Raw genomic sequence first — 20,652 nt, 5'->3', positions numbered from 1 at the left:
CGCGAACACCCCTTACGAGATCCCGACAACAACGCTGAGGTTGTGATGTCCGTACAGTTCAATTGAGAAGAACTCCTCCGAATCCGGCCTGTCACGGACCTCCACGAAAGTTCGTTCATCATCATCGACTTTCTCGAAACGAAGGCGGATCGGAAGATTTTGACCGTCGCGATCTGACAGATAGATGTCTTCGAACAGATCTTCGATGGCCTCAGAGACATCGTCGCCTTCGCGATAACGGATTTCGTAGCTTGCCGCGATGATTCGGTCGCCGACCGTAAAGTCGGTGATCTTGCGAACAACATCGGACTGATGATCGTCGGCTGACCTTTCAAATTCGAAAGTGTCGTCACCATCGCCCCCGGCAAGGATCGCGGACGTCGAGCCGACGATGATATGATCGTCGCCCTGACCGCCAATGATCCTTTCGAACCCGGCAATCAGATCCATGCCGATTTCACGACCCTCGGCACTTCCTCGACCTAGATCGATGGTGATGCTCATGGTGGCCGTCGAATAGTCGAGCGTATCTTCGCCGGCGTCGCCTGAGTAAGTATCAGCCACAGCGTCAATGGCAGCGACGACGTAGTCATCGCCATCGTCGCCATGCACATCGTCCTTGCCCAGGCCATCCGATATGACATCGTTGCCGGGTCCGCCGGAAGCAGTGTCGTCGCCGGCGCCGGCGAACAAGATGTCCGCACCTATACCGCCGTGAAGACTGTCGTTACCCTCGCCGCCATCAAGCGTGTCGTTGCCGGCATCGCCTTCAACGATATCGTTTCCAATTCCGGCGAGTATGATGTCGTTTCCCTCGCCACCTGAAATGCGATCATCGCCGGCTTCTCCATGAATCGTGTCGTCGCCCTGCTCGCCAAACAGGTGATCATGACCGTCGCCTCCGAAGATCACATCATTTCCGGTTCCGCCGAATACAATGTCGTTACCCGCCCCCGCATAGACGATATCCTTGCCTGCGCCGGCTACGATATGATCATCGCCGTCACCGCCAAAAATCAGATCGTCACCACCTCTGGCCTCGATGTTGTCATGGCCGCTTCGGCCGTCGATGGTATCGTCGCACTGGGTGCCGAGCAGATTGTCGTCGCCATCGGTCCCGACAATCGGCGGCGCTTCGATGACCCTGAGATATGCGGTCTGCTGAATGACTTCTGCGCCGTCCGTAATATAGTAAATGAACGTGACGTCACCGAGCATTCCCTTCGCTGGCGTGAACATCCAGCCGCCGCCTTCTGCCGGGGTGAGCGTACCCGACGACGCAGACAAATTTCCAAGCGTCAGCCGGTCGCCATCCGGGTCTGCCGTCCCCTGCAATAAGGCGAGCAGCGATATCAGATACGCATGGCAACCGACCACATCCGGAAGCTGAACCGGTCCGCTGCTCCGCGGTGCGCGATTGCGCGCGCTCTCAGGATCGGACGGATTTTTAGGCCCCCCATCGGATGAGCCCCCGCCTCCCCCTCCCGGCCGCGGAGGCGAACTGGGTTCGTTGAGCCCGGCAAGGCGAGAGTGATTGTCATTGACGGGGCGACCCGGATCGCTACCAGAACCAAAGTCTGATCGGGAAATCGGTTGACGCTTCATTGCACTGAAATCGAGCGCAGGTGAGTCGCTGGCCAGGAAGCTGCCAACGTCCTTTGCAGGAAGCTCAAGCGGAACCACGTTGTCCGAAGACCGCTTGGCACGGCTAGTCCCGCCCGTCACGTCGCCCTCGGCATTTGCATCGGTCTCAACGACCACGTCTTCGCGGGCAGAGCTTCCCTTATCTTCATCTTCCGGATGCCGACGGCCCTGCTCCGCTGAAGCGCTACCTGGCGATTCCAGTCGAACGGGGAGAAAGCTTTTCAGGTACGCCGCACAGCCGGTCAGAAACAGCAGAAAGGAGAGCGGAATGATATTCGTTTTTCGCTCCTCCTGTTCATAGTCTTCACGAGAGGGTTGCTTTTGAACGGAGTCTTGTCTTGCTTTGATCTTGATCATGCTGGCCGCCGTATCTTAAGTCCGTCAGCAGCAGGCTTGGCGGACGATTGCAAACCGGGTGTCATGATGTCTTGCTTGTTGCCGAATGCCCCCAGTCGGCCATTCTGAATGATCCCTACAAGATCGACGGCGGTTAGTGCGCTGGGGCGGTGTGCGATGACAATCGCAATCCCACCTCGAGCTTTGATACCCTCAATAGCTTCCGTCAGCGCATTCTCGCCTTCTCCATCCAGATTTGAGTTGGGCTCGTCCATGATGACAATGAAGGGATCGCCATAGAGCGCGCGCGCCAAGGCAACACGTTGCCTCTGGCCGGCGGACAACGACGTTCCGTTCGGTCCAAGCTGCGTGCGGTATCCCTCCGGCATTTTCAAGATCATGTCGTGAACGCGAGCCGCTTTGGCAGCCGCGATGACTTTGTTGAAGTCGGGCTGGGGTTCGAAGCGGCAAATGTTTTCCTCGATAGTCGCATCCATCAAGCTCACATCCTGAGGCAAGTAGCCGATGTGCTGCCCGATATCGTCCTCTCGCCACTGCGCGAGGTCCGCGCCGTCGAGCCGTACGCTGCCGCGCAAGACAGGCCAGAATCCTGTCAGCGCCCGGACCATCGTGGTCTTTCCGCCGGCACTCGGCCCGATGATTCCCAGGGCCTGGCCGGGCTGAAGCTCGAAACTGATGTCGCTCAGTACAACTTGCCCTGAGCCCGGGACGGCGACAGTGATCCTGTCGATGCTGAGACCTCTGTGGGGCGCTGGAAGTTGCATCGGCTCTTCAGCAGCCGCCAGCGCAATGACGGTTTCCCGCAGCCGGTTATAGGCCATGCGCGCTGCCACGAACGCTTTCCAGTTGCCGATGGCGAGATCCACGGGCGCGAGCGCGCGTCCCGAAGCAACCGAGCATGCGATAATCGCCCCCGCCGTCATCTCGTTCTTGATGGTGAGATAGGCGCCGAGGCCCAACAGCGCCGACTGCAGCAGCATGCGCGACACGCGCGAAATCGCGGCGAACGTTCCGCTGATATCATTGGCCTTCGTCTGCAACTCAAGATGTTCGCCATTGGCTTCGTTGAAGCGATTCACAGCGCGATCCGAAAAACCCATCGCCTTGAGCACTTCAGCGTTGCGCGCATTCGAATCGGCGATCGTGTTGCGTACGATTGCCGCCTTCCGGGTCGATAAATTTAGTTGCTTGGTGCGGATCTCGCTGATGACCGTGAGAACGGCAAGGAAGACTGCACCGGCGAATGTCAGGGCTCCCAGCAGCGGGTGAAGGAAATAGATAAAGGCGATATAGAGCGGTATCCATGGCAGGTCGAACAACGCTGCCGGGCCTTGGCTGCCCAGGAAGCCCCGCACCGTGTCCACATCACGGCCGCGTTCCAGCGCTTCCGAAGTCGAAAAGCCGAAACGCGGCATATCGATTGCGACGCGGTGTGCCATAGGCGCGATTTTGTTGTCGAGCCGTGCACCGACGCGCACCAGAACCTGCGACCTGATGATGTCAAAGCAGCCTTGAAAGACGTAAAGGCCGATCGCCAGCGTCGATAGAGCGATAAGCGTCGGCACGCTGCCGCTGGTCAGCGCACGATCATAAATCTGCATCATGTAGAGAGATCCGGTCAGCGCCAGGATGTTGATCACTCCCGAGACCAGAAACAGAAATACAACGATCCCGCGAAATCCTCGCGTGAGCTCCGCGAGATTTTTTCGTTTTGCCGGGGTCAATTCTTTGGATTTGGCCATGGAACGCACTCAAACTGAGGAACTATGAAATTCCGAAAAACCGGAGGCGGGAACTACTCGCCTCCGGTCATGGGGCATCTCAAGATGTGAGGTTCGCGTTGGTCAGCGTATGATGGCCTTCGATCTGGATCGTGAAGTCGGCCGCGCCGCCATCGATATTGCCCTGCACCAGCGTGAAGTCACCGTTGGTGCCCGTGCCGAAAGTAACTGCCAGTTGCCCGGCTGCCGTAGCCGCAGCACCCGTGACCAACGTGAAGGCCTGGTCACCCGCAGCAGACAGGTCGGCGTCGATCGCGCTCAGATCGATGCGGTCACCCGGCTCGAACCCGACGATGGTGTCGCCGTTAGCCCCGGATGCCGACAGGAACTTGAACGTATCGTTCCCAGCACCACCATTGATCACGTTGACGGCGTTGCTCGCGGTGATGGTGTCGTTACCGGAGCCTGTATTGACGTTCTCGATTCCCCACAGGGTATCGTTTCCTGTTTGCGCGCTGGATGCGCTGCCCTTCGCCAAAGCACCCGAGCCGAGATTGACGGTCACGCTGACCGTGGCTGCGGAGATATCGAGCGTATCCTTTCCAACACCACCGTCGGCGGCATCACCGAAGTAAACGTCGTTTCCGTCTCCGACTTCAGCCACGATCAAATCGTCGCCATCGCCACCGAAGACAGAGTCGTCACCAACTCCTGCGGTAATCATGTCGTTGCCGCCATCGCCGAAGATGCGATCTGAGCCGGCATCGCCGTAGATGATGTCGGCCTGCCCACCGCCGAACACCTGGTCATCGCCGGCCCCGGCGAAAATCATGTCGCGGCCGTCGCCACCACTCACGAAGTCAGCGCCTTCTCCCGCGGAGATCGCGTCGGCCCCAGCATTACCTGTGACCACATCGTCTCCCGCAAGCGCGACGAGGTTGTCGTCAGACGCCGTTCCGTTCAGGATATCCGACTGCGGCGTTCCGTTGTTGACCGCGCCGGGCACAGGCGAGGTCGTCTCATCGTCATCATCGCCGTCGTCGCTATCATCCTCCTCGTTATCATTCCCATTGTTGTTGCCAATCTGCGGCATTCCTCCGCTTGCAGTGAAGGTGATGGAGTGAGTGCCGTCCGTCATGGTCGTGACGCCATCGGTCGTGGTCGAAGTGAAGTCAGCGGCCACCTTCCCGGGCGGCAGTTCGATCACGTCCTGCGGACGCAGCGTTCCAATGATCGTGTCGTTGCCGCCATTCGACCTGAAAACGATCCGGTGAGCTGAGGACAGCGCCGAAATATCGACCGTGTCATCGCTAGCATCGCCGTCGATGGTGATGGTGCTAAAGTTAAGGCTGGTGGAGGTGAAGTCTCCGATCACCTGGATAGTGTCACCTCCACTAGAGCCGCCGCCCGCACCGCCTGGTGTGGTCACATTCAAGGTATTGACCCGGATTTCCTCGATGTTATCGAGTTCGGCGATGATCACACCGTTGCGGACGATAACGATTTCCGTATCCGCCCTCAGATCGGTGAAGCCGGCCGAAATCGCATTGCTCTTGGCGTATATTTTAAAGTCTTCAGCCGTATTGTTGCCGTTCACAACGAATGTGTCTGCTTCCAACACATCGTTGGTTTCAATCCAAGATGAGCTCCATGGCCGGGTACCATTGGTGTTGTTGTAGCCTTGCGTCCCAAACTCATCGCGGAAGTTTCCTGTCGGCGTCTGGATATTGACGTTGTCGATATAAAAATTCTCACCACCACTAAGGTTTGGAGAGACAAAGCGGATCGCCGAATGCGCGCCGCGCTGTGCTGCAGTCAGATTGACGGTAAAGGTGGTATCGAAATCTTCGGTCCCTCCGCCATCGAGGGTACCAATCGTGTCCCACGTGGTGCCGTTAAACGCCTGGACAAGCAGGTCATCAGCGCCACTCGTGTCATCCACCCGCCATGTGAACGATAAGGTCGCGGATGCTGCGCCGGTGAGATCCACCGACCGTGAAAGAATTTCCGTGCCGTTGGTATTCTCGGTGAAGTTCAGTCGATTTCCGGTGGCACCGCCGGTGCCGGTAACAACGACCGAGCCAGTCGTGGCCGGATTGGTGTTGCCGCCGTCGGCGTAGTCACGACCGTCGGTCGCGCCGGTATTGTTGGCGTTCCAAACGATGGTGTCGTTGCCAGCCCCCGCAAAGACGATGTCATTGCCAGTGCCGCCATCGAATGAATCACCATCACCGTCCCCGACAAGGATGTCATTGCCGGTGCTGCCGGCGACGTCGTTGGTATCGCGCACAACCGCCACATTGGCCGTCGTGCCCGCATTGGCGGTATAAATGAATGAGTTGGCGGTCCCGTCCGTATCGTCAATTTGAACGCCGCCATTCACCGGAAGAAGTGTCGCCGTGAAGCCGCTTGAGGACTCGGTCACCGCCGTGATGTCGGGGACAACGGCCGGCGAGTCGGGATCGCCATCGTTGGCCAGCAGCGCCCATTCGGGAACCACAAAGTTCGCTCCGACGACGTTCGTCACAATCCGATCTGGCGTTGCAACGAATGGATCATCAACTCCCATCACATTCACTGTAGCCGTGGCTACGACACTCTCCTTCTCGCCGTCGTTAACGGTCACTGCAATATTGCGCGGCGTTGCCGCTGGAGTTGGGTTCGGGTTATCGCCGGTATTGGAGAAGCGCACCTGACCGATCGCCGTCTGTAGTGCAGTTTTTGAGATCGGTCCGTTGCCACTCAGATACATCGTGATTGTACCTGCAACTGCCGGACCAAAGCTCATCGTTACACCTGTCGGAAGCGTACCTTGGATCGACAGCGTGTCGCCGAGCTGGGCATTGGTCAGCTTGATCGTGGCGCCCATCAATGTGGGATTGTCAACGTCGCCGACCGCCGGGTTGGACGCGATAGCGACCGCCGGTCCACCCTCGGTGTATGTGGCCGCAGTGTAGTCGTTGGGTGGCGCCGCCGAGGAACTGGTGAAAACGATATTGATGTTATCAATGTAGAAGTTGTCGCCGTTATTATCGGTCGGATTGGTTCCCGGAAGATCCGTCCCGCCGGTGGTTTCCCAGTCACCTTCCGCACGGAAGCGAATCTGCGAATGTGAGCCAATCATTGCCGTCGTAAGAGCCGCCGAAAACGTGCCGGCTCCATTGCTGGTGCTGCCGCCTAACGTCGTTCCTAATTGCTCCCAGCTATCCCCGTCCCACGCCTCGACGACAATGTTCTCGCCAGATCCGGTGTCGTCATCGACGTAGTCGAAGGAAAGTGTAGCCGTGCTCCGGCCAGTCAGGTCAACGGCCCTGGTCAGAGTTTCATTACCATCTATGCCGCCATCAAACTGGAGGCGACCGCCATTGATATCGATCTCGCCGGAGGTGGCGCTGTTGTTGTCATTAGCCTCCGCCCAGTTCGTCGTCCACGGAGCAGTGGCGTTTGCGCTGTCCGTGCCGGTGTAATTCGACGTTCCGAACTCCTCGCGATAATTGCCGCTTGTGACAACACCGCTGAGGTCCAGCGTCGGCGCGATATCAACAATTTCGCCAGTGACGTCGTTGAGAAAGATCGTGAACTGACGCTGTGCCATCAGCACTCCGCCATTCGCGATCGTATCGGTATAAGTATCGATGACGATCTGATACTGGTTATCGACAAACTGATGAGACTGGTTCGCGGGCGTGTGAACGCCGGCTTCATAGTTGAGCATCATCGGGCCGCCGTTGGCGACGGCGAGCTGATAGACCGGCGCCGCTGCGGTGCCAGTATTAACGATTGTGAAGCGCCCTCCCGCATCCTGGCCGGGCGAAATGACGTGCGTCAGCTGAACGACATCGCCGTCTGTAACACCGGTACCGCCGAAGCCGAGCGGATCGTAGTCGAGACTGAAAGGAACGGGCGCAATGACGGTACCACTAGCCGCGTTTTCGTTGACGGAGAACGGCGCCGTGACGTTGTCGGTCTGCATCGAAGCGATGCGCTCGGTTACTCCCTTGTTATCATTGAATACTGCGACAGCCCGCAACACGTGCGAAGGATCAACCGAACGAACCGTATACGTCAGGCCGGTACTGATCTTCGCCCAGCCACCGTCGTTGCCCGCTTCTGTCGTCTGCCATTCGAATGTGCCGCCGGGGGGAAGCCCCGTTACGGGGTCGATTGGCCCGAAGCCATCGGCGTCGACGAGGTTTGTTAGCTTCGCCGTCAGAATCTGCCCGACGATCGGACTGATAACACCCGGCGTCGCCGGATTGCCGTCGTGATCGAAAGGCGTCGGATCGGAGATCGTTACCGTTCCAGTGGCCAGGCTGTTGGTCGTTGCCACGCCAACCGTCAGCGTCTTGTCGGCAAATTGCAGACGTTCGATGTTGACCAGCTTGTCGGTGTCATCGGTCAACGCGCCACGGCTAACTGTAAGCCCGCCGACGCGTCCGGGAGCCGCAACAAGCCCGTCGTCGAGATCTCGCACCGTGATAAAGCCGTCACCGTTCACGTCGCGGATGTTAAGCGGTGCGGATTCAGGGCCGGTGATGTTCACGCGCCGAAGCGCCTCGCCTGTATCTGCATCGTAGATGATCTGGGTGCCTTCGATTTCGTATTCGAGATCGCCGCCCTGGAAGATCGCGGTATCGATATTCTTATTCGGGCCGGTAACATCCGTGTTGTCGTAGAGGATTTCGCGGACGATGCTGAGCTGGCCGGGAATGATTGTCCGGTTGAGCATCAGCGAGGTGAGCGATTCACCGCCGAAAGCCGGGCTGTCGAAATTGGGCGCTCCGGCGATATGGGCCGGGTTCGCCGCCTGGTCGGCCAGCGTATAGACGTTAAATACCTTTCCTGCGTGGGGACCCATGACGGTGGTATCCGTCGTCATCGACTCCGCCGAATAGGTACCAGCGTTCGGAGACCCCGCAGGAATGACGATCTTGATGCGCACGTTGAGCCAGGCGTCGCCGTCGATAACGTCGAAACCACCACGGCCGCGAAGCATATCGTTGCCGTCGCCGCCGATCAGCACGTTGCCGTTCTTAAAGCTGGCATTCTGCACGCCGTCGAGGCCCAGCAAGTGGCGCAATCCCGCAATGCGATCCATGCCAGCACTGTCAAGCGTGTGATCCGTGAACAGTTCGACCGGGGTGGAGTCTGGGCTCGATGAGCCACCGTTGTGGCCGCGGTCATCGCCGTCCAGAATGTCGTTATTCTTCCAGCCCGATAGCGCCTCGACCTGGTCGAAGCGGTCACGGAGTACATCCTCCGGAATGGTCGTGAAGATCGGAATCTGAAGATCGAACTTAATGGCCGAATTGTCGTTCTTGGCCATGCCCCAGTCGAAACCGAACATGCCTTCATAGCGGTAAACGCTCGGGCCGGAGCCCATGATATCGTCGCCCGACTCCGCATCGTAATCGGTTTCATCTCCATGGCCGAACAATACGTCGTGGCCGATGATCGGGCTGTTGAAGAACAGTTCGGAGTTCTCACCGGCAATGGTATCGAAACCGCCACCGCCTTCGATCCAGTCGTCGCCCTCATTGCCCAGCAAGAAGTCCTTGCCCATGCCGCCGAGAATGAAGTCGGTCTCGGTGCCTCCAAAAACCTCGCTCGCGTCCTGGCCCAGCACAATGTAGTCTTGGCCCTGATCGCCGAACAGAAGGTCCGCGCCACGGGCCGACGTGATAACGTCGTTGCCCTGATTGCCGCGCAGCACGTCGTCGCCAAACGGATCTTCGATGATGTCGTTGCCTTCGCCGCCGAACACATCGTCGGATTCAGTGCCGCCGTTGAGGTAGTCATCGCCGCCATCGCCCCACAGGGTGTCGATGCCGCTGTCACCGTACATGATGTCTTTGCCCTCGGTGCCACCCAGCACATAGTGCTCGCCGCCCAGGACCCTGAGGTAGCCGCCTTCATCATGGCCGTTGGCTGTGGTGTCGCCATTCCCGGCATATCCCGGCACGTCGCCTGCGGCATAGCCACGCACGACTTTAGGACCGAGAATCGCTTCGAGAACAGGGTTGGACCCATCCCAGATGGGATCTTTGCCAGCTTCAGCACCGTTATAATCTTCCTGCGCAATGCCGCGATCGAGCTCGATGATGTGGTCCGGCGTGGTAAACAGCGCACCGTTCACGTGCGTCGAATAAACATCCCCGAGCGCAGTATTGCGCATCACCAGGTCGCTGAAGGTGTTGGGTTCGAGGTTGTTGAGGAAGTTCAGGCCCTGCGTACGGGTGAGGTAGTACATCCGATCGCCGAACTGCAGGCTTTCCATCTGGAATTCGAACACGTAGTTGAAAGTCGTTCCCAGCATGCCGCCGAACTCGGGGCTCTTTTCGGCCAAGCCGCCGATCCACAGATCAATCAGATTAACGCCGGTGGTTGCTGCCGGCCCGTTCAGGAAGGCGACGCGATCCGCAGGTGCTCCCGGTCCACCAAAGACCAGTGCCTCTGCCGCCGCGCGCTTGGCGGCGAGCGTGGTCGCGCCGGTGATGGTCGAATGCGTGCCGTAAGCCGCGATGAAGTTGACGACTGAGGCTGCGTTCTTGATGTTTAACGCAAAGTCAGCCCAGCTCTCATAGGGCTTCAGATCGGCGAGGCCGGTGTCGTTGTAGAGTTGTTCACGGGCCTGGTTGAGCGACGGAATTCCGGTATCCCGGCCGCGGGCGATGTTGAGCGCTGCAAGGTCAAGCGGCAGGCCCAACAGGTTGCTGCGCACATCGGTGACGATGAATTCATCTATGGCATTGCCAACGTCGCGCGACAGGCCGCGGATGATATTAGCGTTGATCTCTTCCAACGTTGCGCCGCTGCCAATATAGGCCTGCGGGTTGAGGAACACCGCGAGCAACGTCTGCTGGCCTTGGACCGAGTTCGGATCGAGTGGATCGAGCGGGTTGAGATTGTTGTCCAGACGATCGACCGTACCTGTCAACATCGAGTGTCCGAAGCGATAAACCGTATGTGCGAACTCGGCTACGATCGACGGATCGACGTCAGGGCTGCTGTTGAAGATGAACGGATCCACCATCGGCTGGATGCGGCGTGCGAATTCTTCAAACACGAGATGCTGATACTGCATTTCGGTGCCGAAGCGCGCGGTCTGGAACAGGCGTTCACCGTCCCAATTTAATGAATCGGCATATGTAACAAGTGCCGCAGCGTCTGTTGGGATCGCCGCGACCTGAGCCGCGGTCAGATCCGTCAGCAACCACTCGTTGATGAACGCTGTGTCGCCGCTTGCAAGAATCGTCGCCTTGTTCGCGTCTACCAGGCGATTGTGCTCGGAATGAAAGATCGAATGAACGGTCGTGAGAGCAATGTTCTCGTTGCCGCGGCCATCACCCGTGACGAAGTGAGCGTCGAGCATCTCGTCGTCGTAGGTGCTTGCATTGTGATCGTCCGCAACAAGATCGGCGGCGTCAATACTCCCGTCGCCATTCACGTCGCCAACGTCGGTGTCCTTCGTCTGAAACGCGTCGAGATTATTGATGACATGATCGCCATTGGAATCCCATCGCCCCGGCACGGCATGGTGCGCAATATCGTTAAGAAATGCATGGCCGGTGCCGAGAGATCCTGCGGTGGAAATTCCCGCCGTAGTGCCTTCCACGACCACGTGGCTGCCGTCTGGATTTGTGGCCGCCATGACCAATTGGGCGTAGCCGTTGGGGCCCGGGATGAACTTGCCGTACTGGTCTGTCACCAGGAGAGGTACGTTATGAACGTCGAAGTCGCTCAACGCGATGCCCAGCATTTCAAGAGCCTGCGCCTTGACGTCGGCCCAATTACCAATGGTACCATCCATTGCTCCGTCAAGAAGGCGGCCAGTTGAAACCGCCTTGCCGTCGACCTTCATGTATTCGCGCAGAAACACCTGGTGCGAAGGATGCGATGTATAAGTCTGGTTCTGATCGACGAACGATGTCGTGGTGTTCTCGTGCTGCGGCACACCGTTGACCATAGTGACTGTTGCACGGCTCAACGCCATAAATCGCAGGTGCGCCGGAAGGTCATCTGCGTTCCCGAGAACGCCATCTGCGCCGGCGATCAGCGGATCGTCCGCCTGCAGCGGAACATAGACTGTCCCGGAATTGCCTTTGGTGACCAGATCAAGACCGTGGTCAAAGAACTGACCGAAAAAGGTCATCCAGGAATTGAACCCTGGGGACAGGCCAATATCGGGTGACTGGTTGGGAATAGCCTGCAGATCGGCGTCCGTAACATAGAGTCCGAATGCACCAAGCGGTTCGCCCGGACGAACCGGCGTGTAAGACGTGGGATCACCCGGATTGACCGGCATGTACGGATGATCTGCAGCAAACTGCTCATGCGACAGCGGATTATTGAAATAGGCTTCAATAGCCGCCGGATTATCGACCGACATATCGACGATCAGGTTGGAGATGATGCGCGGATCGGCATCAACAACTGTCGCGCCAGGAGTGCCGTAGTTGCCTTGAACGAGTGGCGGCTGGCCGCCGGGGCCATCGAAATCGATCGAGTCCCCATCGGCATCATTTCGGAAGACCGGATCGGTCAATCGCGGGAACAAAGTGCCCGCCGCACCGAACCTGTCTTGACCCGCGACCAGACTGTTGAAGCTTCCATCAACCGTGCGGAGACCGTAAGGCGCTATCGCTGCGTCCGCAGCACTCAAACCATAAGCGTCCATGATCGCTTGCATGATCGAGACAGGCGCCACCGCTGGTGTGTAGCCGACCGATGTCGCCTCGGCGATCTTGATCTGCTTGAGAATGAACTCGAGGTCCGCTTTGTTGACCGTGAAGCTTGTCGCCATGACAATTCTCCCTGCGCACTCGCTCGTGCTGCTTGACCCAGCAATTCCACGCCGTATCGGCGCCCACCTTGGCATTTGAGTTTTTCCGGGAGCCCTGAGTAAGGGAATAACGTCGGGCTACGATCTGGACTGAAGGCCCGACGAGAAACAGACCTAGGTCCCGATCAACGATGCAAATGAGGGTGGACTTTGGTCCCGCCGGCTAACAATCCGGCGGTGGCATTTCAATCTGGCCATGCGCCGCCGGATGCGAGATTCGATCCGAAGCAAGTACGATTTCGAAGGAAGTTCCGCCCCATCATAAGCGTTAACCCGCCTCAGGTCAGCCCGGCGCTGTTTCGAGAGCAACAACCGTGATATAGTCATCGGAACAATCGACGATTATGCGAAATTATTTTTTGACTGACGTGAATGATTTTTTGAACTTCACTTGTTTGCGCAGGATACACGACAATGGTTTGGCCATTTCGTAGAGCTCGCGTCGGACAATATTCTTTCGGACTCGTTCATCAGTTCGTCGCGGCTGCGGGCATAACGATAGCCGCCTCGATGGTTTTGCTTGCGCTGGCTGTAACGCAGCGGATCGAGGCAAGTATGATGCAAACGGCGGCCGAAGAAGGCGCTCTCTTGATAGAGGCATTCCTTGGCCCGTCAGCTCAAGAACTTGCCACCTCGCGCAGTTTGTCTACGGAGACCGTGAAAAAGCTGGACGATTTGCTCGCCGGAAAACTGGGCGAACGCATGCGGCTGATTAAAATCTGGCTGCCAGATGCAACGCTTGTGTATTCGACCAACAAGGAGACAATCGGAGCACGTTTTCCCTCAGCCCCTATAGCGGCAGCCTTTGAAGGCAAGGTATCTGGCGAATTTGATTATCTGGATGAAATCGATAACGCCACCGAACGACATTTGCATGTTCCACTTGTGGAAATCCATGCACCGCTGTTTCGCACCGGCACTCAGGAAATTATCGCCGTTGGAGAGGTCTATAATGACGGCAGGAGACTTGCGGCCGATCTGACCGCCATCCGCTACACCGCAGTCGGCATTGTCGGCGCAGTCACCGCCCCTATGATGCTGATATTGTTCTTCATGGTTCGTCGCGCTGCAAACTTAGTCACCACCCACGAAGCTTCACTCGTCCAAAAGGTTATCGAAGCTGAAGCCCTTGCCGAACAGAACGATAAATTGCGGAAGGTGGCGGATGATGCCCGGCTTGAGGCCGCAAGTTCCAATGAAAATCTTCTTGGCCGGATTGGACAGGATTTACACGACGGCCCGATTCAACTTGTGAGTCTCTTGATGCTCAAGCTGACTGAGCGAGCCAATGCCCGCACCGTGGACACTCCGTCCAACGACGCGCGCGATCCGAGCGTTCAAGAACTAACGGCTCGGATATTGACCGAGCTTCGCAATGTCTCAACCGGTCTTGTGCTTCCGCACTTGGATAGTTTGACGGCAACCGAAACGGTGTGGTTTGCCGTGCGACAACACGAGGATATGACAGGGACACAGGTTAACTGTCAGATCGGCGACCTCCCGGACGATCTGGCTCAACCGATAAAGATCTGCCTGTTCAGGATTGTGCAGGAAGGTTTGAACAACGCGTTCCGTCATGCGGGAGCGGAAGGACAGCGCGTAACGGTCTCAGCCGATATCCATAAGGTCACCATCCTCGTGACCGATAGCGGCCCCGGCTTTGTCACGGAAAGTCGCGAAAATTCACGCCGCAGAGTGGGTCTTGGCCTCGCCGGTCTCAGGAATCGGATCGAAGCGCTCCAAGGTTCTTTAGAGTTCCGCTCCCCTAACGGACTTGGAACTCAACTCCGTGCGCAACTTCCGATTGCACGTTAGGTCCAGATGAAGCGAGCCACGATTTGCGCGTTCGCTCTACAACCGTAAGCGGCCTCCTTAGCCCTCACTGAAATAACAGTGTACAAACCCGAGTATTTGCATTTAGCTACCAGTTGCATATTATTTTTGTCTTATTTTGTGTATGGAGCCTCGTATGAGTACGGTTTCCATAGGCTTGGTAGATGATCATCCTCTAATGATTGAAGGCATTGTAGCGCTTTTATCTCGCGCGCCAGGTCTCCAGGTTTTGTCGACCGGTTCGACTGCAAAAGATATTATCGAGATCTCGTTGCGGTTTCATCCTGACGTTATCATCGTCGATCTAAGCATGGCGGGCGATGTCTACGAGGCAATTGCAGCTTCCATCAGAATTGCACCGAATACCAAGGTCGTTGCGTTCACCGCCGCGACCGGCGTGGACTCGGCGATCAGAGCGCTCGATGCTGGCGCCAGCGGGTACGTTTTGAAGGGCAGCAGCGCGCAAGAACTCATCCATGCAGTGGAATCGGTTCGTCTTGGCGAGACATACATTACGCAAAGCTTTGCAAGCCAGGTTATCGCAGCCTTGCGAAATACATCGCTGCGGCGGAAGGCGGCGGAGGCCGTAAGATTTAGCATTCGAGAAGATCAGATCGTTCGGCTTCTATTGCGCGGCAAGACCAATAAGGAGATCGCGATGTCGCTGAAGATCAGCGAGAAGACGGTCAAAAACTACATGACGATCCTCATGCAAAAGCTGCATGCCCGCAACAGACTTGAAGTTGTTATCGCAGCTCAGAAATTGTCCGAGCGCGAGCCGGAAGATTCTGTTGGCGCTTTTACAGAGGCGCGGCCACGCCTCCTCTCTTAGAGCTACTGTCCAGCACAGTGCGCGTCGTCCGCACCCATTTTGCTCCGACGAGATTTTCTCGCGGCCGCCCAATGCGACTCCCTTGCGGTCGATGTACTGGGCAACGATGGCATCGCGGCGCTCCACAATGCCGAGCCGGAGAATCAGATCGTGGATCGTCACCCAGCGAAACGCGTTTGATGACTTGCCGCGGGTTCCACCTGTCCGTGGATCGAACCTATTGTCTGTACCGAAAACCTAAACTCGGATGTAGCGGTGATGAAGTCCGCCGAGAAGTGCAATTGATCTAATGCTTCCCGTGCGCTGAACCGAGCGAGAGACCGGCGTATCCTTATTGAGCGATCGATGGGTCCTCAGTTCTTTATAGTACGCAGCATATTTCTTCAGAATTCGGAGCAAGCGGCGCCGATTTGGCCAGCTTGGACGACATGCTCTTCTAGCCAACTAATCCGCTGCCACCGGCAAATCGAGCTAACGATCCGAACAATCTAGCAAGCGACAGTCGGTCTTACAGTGGCGCGGCGGCCTCACTACCGAATATTGTCTCACGCCCGCTTCCTCCGCGGCCCCCTCGCCGATCAGAATCAACGCTCACGCCGACGAAACCGCAGACCGAAATTGGTCGGCGACGATACGACAGAACAGCCACAGGATGCCCGGACAAAGCAAGAGCACAATGGCGCCAAAGTCGAGCGCGGCGCTCGCAGCGCCGGCCGACGTCGAGAGCTTTCCTCCGATCGCCGGGCCAACCAGCATGCCGGCATAGAATACGGTGTAGAACAACTGGTCTGCCCCCTTTGAAGTGGTCCTCTCTGAAGTATATTTTTTTGATGGAGGATCAGATCGATGGCAAGGAAGAGGCATACGGCTGAAGATATCGTCGCGAAGCTGCGGCAGGTTGATGTGCTGGTGGCATAGGGCCGGCAGGTGGCACTGTTGGAACGAATTTCCCCTCTCCTGCCCAGCACTCAGTTCAATCGAACTCGTCTCCGGCTCATGTTCTCTGAAAACGGGAATATTTTATCAGACGATTTGAGAATACTGCTCGATTTCAGTCGCGTTGGCGCAAAAGCGGTCTCTGCAAAGAACTGCGCCGCGTAAGAAGTACGCCATTGGCGGCCTTTTATCGCAACTAAGAGAGAAATTCTCTGAAAGCCGGACTGGTTGGCTGGCGGCGCAGTGCTGATCGCACCGGTCTCTGTCGGATTTCCCTGCTAACAGGGAATTTTACAGGGAAATCAGCGAAATTCGGGGCACAAAGGGACCGGACGTGTGGCGGAAAACCCCGTGGACAACGGCTTTTCGATCAATTCACCGAAACAACTTACAGGGAAGAGATTCTTCCGAACAGGGAAACTCTGGAAAATTACAGGGAAGGTCTTGCGATATCAGCGAAATCGATAACATCTAGGAAATGACCTATTGATCGGCTGCAATGCGCATCACAGCAGCCGCACACGCAAAGGCATCGTCATTGCCTCCGCGCGAAAAATGCTGTCCATCTGTTCCGGCGACAGCAGTTTTTCCTCCAAGATGATATCCGCCACCCTACGATTTTGCGCGAGTGCCTGCTTTGCGATCCGCGAACACGTCTCGTAGCCTAACACTGGCACCAGCGCGGTCACCAACCCGATACTTTCGTTGACGAGGGCACGACAACGGGTGCGATCCGCCTCAATCCCCGAAACGCAACGGCGCGCGAAGGTCACCACGGCCGCCGTCGTCATCCGCATCGATGACAAGATGCAGTAACCGATGGTCGGCTCGAAGGCATTGAGCTGAAGCTGACCGCCTTCCGCACACATCGTTACGGTCAGGTCGTGGCCGATCACCAGATAGGCGACCTGGTTCACCACTTCCGGAATCACCGGGTTGACTTTGCCGGGCATGATGGAGGACCCATTTTGCACCGCCGGCAGGCGAATTTCCCCGAACCCCGCTCGCGGACCGCTCGACAGCAAGCGGAGATCGCTGGCGATCTTCGAGAGCTTAACGGCAATGCGCTTGAGAACGCCGGAGAACAAAACAAAGGCCCCCATGTCGGAGGTGGCTTCTATCAGGTTTCGCGCCGGCACCAGCGGCTCGCCGCACAGCCGCGCCAGTTCTTCCGTCACCAACCCGCTGTAACGCGGATCGGTATTGATGCCCGTCCCTATGGCGGTTCCGCCCAGCCCGATCTCCTTGAACAGGCTCGACGCTTCCTTCAGGCGGTCGATGTCTTCCTTTATCGTCGCGAAGAAAGACTCGAATTGCTGCCCCAGCGTGATCGGCACCGCATCCTGAAGCTGTGTCCGTCCGATCGTCAGCACGTCGCCAAATTCCACCGCCTTGCCCTTGAAAGCAAATGACAGTTCTTCAAGCGCCGCGATTAAGGGGACCGATGCCGACAGAATTGCCAGACGCAAAACCGTCGGATAGACATCGTTGGTCGATTGCGACATGTTCACATCATCGTTCGGGCTGAGTTGGGCATATGCTCCCTTCGGCAATCCCATGGCCTCAAGGGCGAGGTTCGCGATCACCTCGTTCGCATTCATGTTGGTGGACGTGCCCGCGCCACCCTGGATGACATCGACAATGAACTGGTCGTGATAGCGCCCCTCGCGCGCAATCTGCTCGCAGGCTCGATCGATCGCCGCTGCCTTCTCGGCCGGCAGATTGCCCAAACGCTGGTTTGCCCGCGCGGACGCCTGCTTCACCAACGCCAACGCCCGAACGATTTCCGGGAACTGTCCGATCGGAACGCCGGTGATCGGAAAATTCTCGACGGCGCGCAAGGTGTTCACACCCCAGTAGGCGGACGCGGGGATATCAACCTTGCCCAGCAGATCGCTCTCGGTTCGGATAGTGCCAGCGACGGAATCGGTGGCTCCGGTTGTTGAAACCACGGCCTTCGATATAGCCACGACTTTATCTCCTGCGATTTTCGCAGACACGTGTTGGCGACGACCACCTCCTGCGAGAGGTGCCTTTTTCGATGCGCTGCGCGGTTGCAGGTCTTTCAAATTCGCCACCTTTTCAAATCCTCCGGGGTATCCAGATCGAACGACAGAATGGGATCGCGGCGGACCTCGATCTGCAGGCCCGCCGTTCGCGCCATCGCCTCGTGCGCATCCGCACTGTCCGGCCCATAGCAAAATCGCGCGGAGCCTATCGGCCGCCACATCAGTAGGTTCGTTCCACTACCGCGCTCGTCGGTGACAATGGCGACATCAAGATTGACGTCAAATCCATCGATCGCATCGCGCAGCGAATCCGCGACAAGCAGCGGCAGATCGACCGGGAGAACCATCACCTCCGTCGCGCCGCCCTCCGCAGCCATCTGCGTCGCCAAGCTGACGGCTGCATTCAGGCCGTCGCTGTCGTCAGGCTCGCAATACGTGCCGAACCCGCGACGGGCCGCCTCCGAGAGAATGGCAGCCGAGCGACTGACGACGTAAATTCGCGCCTCGCCTTTCAGTGAATCGACCGCATCCAGCGTATGTGCGAAGAGCCACCAGTTCAGAGCCAGTCTGTCGCCATCGGACAGAGCAACTTTGAGGCGTGACTTCCCGTCCTCCGGGGAATTAACGGGTATGATGATCGCCAGTGTCATGCTCAAGGTCGTCCCGAGCCGGTATGCGCCGCGTCAGTATGGCGCGATCTATGTTGCGATGTCATGCAGCCAGACAGTGTCATGCACCGACCTCACGCGCGCGGCCGGCAGCGAACGATCTTCTCTCAAGCGAGTCATGATCTCCCGCTTGCCCTCGCCGCTGACCATGAATGCCATTGCCCGGCAGGAGGCTAGCACGGGCCGCGTCAGCGTCACGCGGGGCACATGCGGTGGGACGTTGGCGCGCGGCACGCCGACCGCCCATCGATCCTTTACCTCGATCGCGGAATCGCCGGGAAACAGTGACGCGGTATGCCCATCCGGGCCCACCCCCATCAAAACCAGATCGAACAGGGGTCGTTCCGGAACGAGATTTAAACGTCCATAAAAGCGTTGAAGTTGCGCGGCGTAGAGTGTCGCAGCCTCGTCCGGACCGGAGCAATCGGTTCTGATCGGATGCAGATGACTTTCCGGCGCACGCCCCTTCAAAAACGCTTCGTAAGCAACATTGAAATTATTGCGGGGGTCGTCACGCGGAACGAAGCGCTCATCACCGATGAACCAGTGCACGCGCTCCCACGGAACTGCCGTCGCGTAAGCATCCATCGACAGGAGGTCGAACAGAAGCTTCGGCGTGCTGCCGCCGGTGAGACAGATCGCGACCTTGCCGGGGTTCGATTTGAACGACGTCAACAGTAGCTGTGCCGCCGCAGCTGCGATCGCATCCGCGTTCGCGACACGACACACCCTGACGTCCGCCCGCGATAAACCGGTCACGCTAACGCCTCCACCATTTTACACGTCCATACAGTTACTTCGAAGCCGTAGTATTTCCGCTGTCCCGCGCGGGTTCCCGGTGGCCGCCAAACCCTGCGCGCATTGCTGAAAGGATCTTCTCGGCAAACGTATGCTCCTGACGGGAACGAAACCGTGCATAGAGCGCTGCGGTGAGAACCTCCGCAGGCACCGCCTCATCGACCGCCGCATGAATCGTCCAGCGCCCTTCTCCGGAATCTTCGACATAGCCGGAGTAGCTGTCCAGCCGCTGATCCCCGGCAAGCGCCGTGGCCGTCAGATCGAGGAGCCACGATGTCACAACGCTGCCACGCCGCCACACTTCCGCGATGTCAGCAAGATCGAAATCGAAGCGATGGGCTTCCGGCAAAGATGCGCTGGAGGCGCCGCGAAGAATATCGAAGCCTTCGGCATAGGCCTGCATCAATCCGTATTCGATGCCGTTGTGAATCATCTTGACGAAATGCCCCGCACCGACCGGCCCGGCATGGATGTATCCCAATTCGGCGCGCGGATCGCGGCCCTCACGATGCGATGTTTGCGGGATGTTGCCGAGCCCGGGCGCCAGCGCTTTCAGGATCGGATCAATGCGCTCGACTACCGCGCGATCACCGCCGATCATCAAACAATATCCGCGTTCCAGGCCCCAGACCCCGCCGGACGTGCCGATATCAACGTAGTGAACTCCGCTGCCGCTCGCGCGAAGCTCCGCGGCACGGCGGATATCATCCTGCCAGAACGTGTTCCCACCATCGATCATGATATCGTCACGAGCAAGACAGCGGCTCAGCTCCTCCACTGCTCCCTCGGTCGCAGAGCCTGAAGGCAACATGATCCAGACGACACGAGGCCCGTTCAACTTTTCGACCAGATCGGAAATGCTGTGTGCGCCGACGACGCCATCTCCAGTCAGCGTCGCAACCGTTTCCGGAGCCTGGTCATAGACTACGGCGGAATGGCCTTGCGCGACCAGACGCCGAACTATGTTCGCGCCCATCCGCCCAAGTCCGATCATTCCAAGCTGCATGATATC

The 20,652-nt window shown here is 57.9% G+C and carries 10 protein-coding genes; 2 read left to right on the top strand and 8 right to left on the bottom strand.

Annotation, left to right across the window (positions count from 1 at the left end):
- Positions 1 to 12 precede the first annotated feature (12 nt).
- The 3 genes from AC1RKJ_RS18385 to AC1RKJ_RS18375 form a co-directional block, all read right to left on the bottom strand.
- The gene (locus AC1RKJ_RS18385; protein WP_492792350.1) at positions 13 to 2,001 is read right to left on the bottom strand and encodes a calcium-binding protein; all 1,989 of its coding nucleotides are present in this window, start codon (positions 1,999 to 2,001) and stop codon (positions 13 to 15) included.
- Entirely contained in the window at positions 1,998 to 3,743 is a 1,746-nt protein-coding gene (locus AC1RKJ_RS18380; protein WP_492792349.1) for a type I secretion system permease/ATPase, read from the bottom strand. Before AC1RKJ_RS18380 ends, AC1RKJ_RS18385 begins: the two co-directional genes overlap by 4 nt.
- Positions 3,744 to 3,822: 79 nt before the next feature.
- Positions 3,823 to 12,525, bottom strand: coding sequence for a peroxidase family protein (locus AC1RKJ_RS18375; RefSeq protein WP_492792348.1), 8,703 nt, complete (start codon positions 12,523 to 12,525; stop codon positions 3,823 to 3,825).
- Positions 12,526 to 12,978: 453 nt separating this feature from the next.
- Between AC1RKJ_RS18375 and AC1RKJ_RS18370 the strand changes: the two genes are divergently transcribed.
- Positions 12,979 to 14,379, top strand: coding sequence for a sensor histidine kinase (locus tag AC1RKJ_RS18370; RefSeq protein ID WP_492792347.1), 1,401 nt, complete (start codon positions 12,979 to 12,981; stop codon positions 14,377 to 14,379).
- A 154-nt stretch (positions 14,380 to 14,533) separates the two neighbouring features.
- Positions 14,534 to 15,229, top strand: a complete 696-nt coding sequence (locus tag AC1RKJ_RS18365) for a LuxR C-terminal-related transcriptional regulator (protein ID WP_492792346.1) — start codon at positions 14,534 to 14,536, stop codon at positions 15,227 to 15,229.
- 591 nt (positions 15,230 to 15,820) lie between these two features.
- On the opposite strand, the gene AC1RKJ_RS18360 is transcribed toward AC1RKJ_RS18365, so the two are convergent.
- The 5 genes from AC1RKJ_RS18360 to gnd form a co-directional block, all read right to left on the bottom strand.
- Entirely contained in the window at positions 15,821 to 16,012 is a 192-nt protein-coding gene (locus AC1RKJ_RS18360; RefSeq protein WP_492792345.1) for a hypothetical protein, read from the bottom strand.
- A 659-nt stretch (positions 16,013 to 16,671) separates the two neighbouring features.
- Positions 16,672 to 18,129 carry an aspartate ammonia-lyase gene (locus AC1RKJ_RS18355; protein WP_492792792.1) on the bottom strand — a complete coding sequence of 486 codons (1,458 nt, stop codon included), beginning with the start codon at positions 18,127 to 18,129 and terminating at the stop codon, positions 16,672 to 16,674.
- A gap of 101 nt (positions 18,130 to 18,230) precedes the next feature.
- Positions 18,231 to 18,824 (bottom strand): 2-phospho-L-lactate guanylyltransferase, encoded by a 594-nt coding sequence (gene cofC, locus AC1RKJ_RS18350; protein ID WP_492792344.1) that lies wholly within the window; start codon positions 18,822 to 18,824, stop codon positions 18,231 to 18,233.
- Positions 18,825 to 18,872: 48 nt separating this feature from the next.
- Positions 18,873 to 19,601 (bottom strand): 6-phosphogluconolactonase, encoded by a 729-nt coding sequence (gene pgl, locus AC1RKJ_RS18345; RefSeq protein ID WP_492792343.1) that lies wholly within the window; start codon positions 19,599 to 19,601, stop codon positions 18,873 to 18,875.
- 34 nt (positions 19,602 to 19,635) lie between these two features.
- Positions 19,636 to 20,646 (bottom strand): phosphogluconate dehydrogenase (NAD(+)-dependent, decarboxylating), encoded by a 1,011-nt coding sequence (gnd, locus tag AC1RKJ_RS18340; protein WP_492792342.1) that lies wholly within the window; start codon positions 20,644 to 20,646, stop codon positions 19,636 to 19,638.
- Between the last annotated feature and the right edge of the window lie 6 nt (positions 20,647 to 20,652).

This window comes from Afipia sp. GW822-FHT04G07 (assembly GCF_058800765.1).
Note: the sequence above shows the minus strand (reverse complement) of the source record. Positions and strands in the feature narration are given on the sequence as shown.